Origin of the sequence: Cohnella laeviribosi DSM 21336 (assembly GCF_000378425.1) — a bacterium.
Taxonomy (GTDB): domain Bacteria; phylum Bacillota; class Bacilli; order Paenibacillales; family Paenibacillaceae; genus Cohnella; species Cohnella laeviribosi.
In genome coordinates this window covers 1-2,718 of sequence record NZ_KB899888.1, presented here as the reverse complement: position 1 = coordinate 2,718, position 2,718 = coordinate 1, and the positions used below count along the sequence as shown (strand labels likewise).

The window sequence follows — 2,718 nt, the reverse complement described above, 5'->3', positions numbered from 1 at the left end:
TGAAATCATTCGGTTCGTTTCGCTCTATAAATAAGATCAAGACAAGGCCCCCGAATCCCTTCGGGGGTTTCCCACCTGAGCACGGGAGGCAACGATGACCAAGCTTCTGTCCGTCGACAATCTGACCGTAGAATTTGCCGGCCCGTCCGGCCCCGTCCGCGTGGTGGACGGCATCAGCTTCTCGCTGGAAAAGGGAGAAACGCTGGGCATCGTAGGGGAGTCCGGCAGCGGAAAAAGCGTCACCTCCTTGTCCATCATGCGGTTATTGCCCAAAGGCAAAGCCGCCATTGCGCAAGGCGACGTCCGCCTGCAAGGAGAAAGCCTGGTCCGGTTGTCCGAAAAAGAAATGAGAAACGTGCGCGGCAAGCGGATCGCCATGATTTTTCAGGAGCCGATGACGGCGCTCAATCCCGTTTTCAAAGTCGGCAGCCAAATCGCGGAAGCCATCCGCCGGCATGCCCGCATCAGCCGCAAGGCCGCGCGCAAGGAAGCGATCGAACTGCTCGGCGACGTCGGGATTTCCGCGCCCGATCAGGTCGCAAACGCTTATCCGCACCAGCTTTCCGGGGGCATGCGCCAGCGCGTCATGATCGCAATCGCCATGGCCTGCAATCCGGAAATTCTGATTGCCGACGAGCCGACAACCGCGCTGGACGTGACGATTCAGGCGCAAATTCTGGATCTGATGCGGAAGCTGCAGCGGGAGCGGGGAACCGCCATTATCCTGATCACCCACGATCTCGGGGTTGTTGCCGAAACCTGCGATAAAGTCTCCGTCATGTATGCCGGGCAAATCGTCGAGCAGGGAGACGTCGGCAGGCTTTTCCGCGAGCCTAAGCATCCCTACACGATGGGGCTGTTAAAATCGATTCCCCAGTTCTCCGGAAAGGAGAAACAATTGTACTCGATTGCCGGACAGGTTCCTCACCCCGCGGATTACCCGGCCGGATGCCGGTTTGCCGACCGCTGCCCGTTCAAGATGGACGTTTGCGTGACGGACGAGCCCGGCGCGGTCGACTTCGGGAACGGTCACCGGTGCAAATGCCACCTGTATGGGAGGGAGACGAATGCCGGCGTTGATTGAAGTCCGGGATTTGAAAAAAAGCTACCCCGTCAAGAAAGGGCTGTTCCGCCGGGGAGGCGGAGAAGTCAAGGCGCTGGACGGCGTCTCCCTTACGATTCGCAAAGGCGAAACGTTCGCCGTCGTCGGAGAGTCCGGGTCCGGCAAAACGACGCTCGGCAAAACCATTCTCCGCCTCATCGAACCGACGGCGGGAAGCATTTGGTTCGAGGGCACGGACATTACGCGAATCGGCACGGAAGAGCTGCGGAAATTGAAAACCGACATGCAGATCGTTTTTCAAGATCCCTACGGTTCGCTGGACCCGAGATGGACCATACGGCGCACGCTGGAGGAGCCGCTTCGCACCCATTTGGACTTGTCCGACGAGGCCCTTCGCGCCAAGGTCGAGCAGATGCTGGAGGTCGTCGGATTGTCGAAGCAGCACGCCCTTCGCTATCCGCACGAGCTGTCCGGCGGGCAGCGGCAGCGGGTCGGAATCGCGCGGGCGCTTATTCTGGAGCCGAAATTCGTCGTACTCGACGAGCCGGTTTCGGCTCTGGACGTGTCGATACAGGCGCAAATCCTGAAATTGATGCAAGAATTGCAAAGCCGCTTGGCGCTTACGTACTTATTCGTTTCGCACGATCTGTCGGTCGTCCGGTACATCAGCGATCGCACGGGCGTTATGTATTTAGGCAAAATGGTCGAAACGGGTCCGACGCCGGAGCTGTTCGAGCGGCCGCTTCATCCGTACACCCAGGCGCTCATCTCGGCGATCCCCGAGGCGGACCCTGCCAGACGGCGGGAGCGGATCGTGCTCTCCGGCGAAGTGCCGAGCCCCCGCAATCCGCCGCCCGGCTGCGCGTTTCATACGCGCTGCCCGCTGGCCCGGCCGGAGTGCGGCAGCATACAACCCAAGTGGCGGCGGATTGCCGAGAACCGGTATGTCGCCTGCCACCTTTACAACGACGAAAGCGGGACTCATGAATGAAAGTGACGACAGTATGGCAAGGCAAACGCGTTTTTGAGTCGGTGGGGCCTTCCGGTTCCCCCGTGAAGATGGATGCAACGCCGGCTTACGGAGGAGACGGCAAGGGAGCGACCCCGATGGAGTTGCTGCTTGCGGGCCTGGCGGGCTGCATCGGAATCGATGTCACGATGATCCTGGATAAGTACCTGCCGTCGATCCGCCGGATCGAAATCGAGACGGCCGGCATTCGCAGCGAGGAGGCGCCGAAGGGATTTACGTCCATCGACTTGATCTTCAAGGTGGACGGAGACATTCCGGATTACCGCATTTGGAAGGCCATCGAGCTCGGCACCTCCCAATATTGCTCGGTAGCCGCCTCGCTCAAAGCCGACATCCGGTACCGGCTCGTGCTTAACTGCTTGGAATCGGAGAAAGCCTGATGAATCGCTTCATCGGGCTTTTTTTTATGCGGCGGATTGAAGGGCGCGTTGGGGGGCAGGAACCGTCACCGTTGGGGTCCCTTCCGGCAAACGGGCGGCCCGCGTGGCCGTTCGGCTTGCAGAGACGGGGCATCCGCGCGTCAAGGTCAGTTCGCGACAGGAATTCCGTTCGGCGTGAGCGTCATGTAGTCCGCTCAGTACCCTACATTGCCCCCAGCCCCGCTGCTGACCCGTCATGTAGTCCG

General features: G+C 60.2%; 3 protein-coding genes. All 3 read left to right on the top strand.

Translation table 11 applies throughout. From position 1 onward, the window contains the following. Positions 1–94: 94 nt before the first annotated feature. From F560_RS0121890 to F560_RS0121880, 3 genes are read left to right on the top strand one after another with little or no spacing between them, the layout of a single operon-like run. A complete protein-coding gene (locus tag F560_RS0121890) occupies positions 95–1,084 on the top strand; it encodes an ABC transporter ATP-binding protein (protein WP_019007849.1) in 990 nt (329 codons plus the stop codon). Further along, the gene (locus F560_RS0121885; protein ID WP_019007848.1) at positions 1,068–2,054 is read left to right on the top strand and encodes an ABC transporter ATP-binding protein; all 987 of its coding nucleotides are present in this window, start codon (positions 1,068–1,070) and stop codon (positions 2,052–2,054) included. The genes F560_RS0121890 and F560_RS0121885 overlap by 17 nt, the downstream gene beginning before the upstream one ends. Beyond that, on the top strand, positions 2,051–2,473 hold the full coding sequence (locus F560_RS0121880) for an OsmC family protein (protein ID WP_019007847.1): 423 nt from the start codon (positions 2,051–2,053) through the stop codon (positions 2,471–2,473). The genes F560_RS0121885 and F560_RS0121880 overlap by 4 nt, the downstream gene beginning before the upstream one ends. Positions 2,474–2,718: the final 245 nt, after the last annotated feature.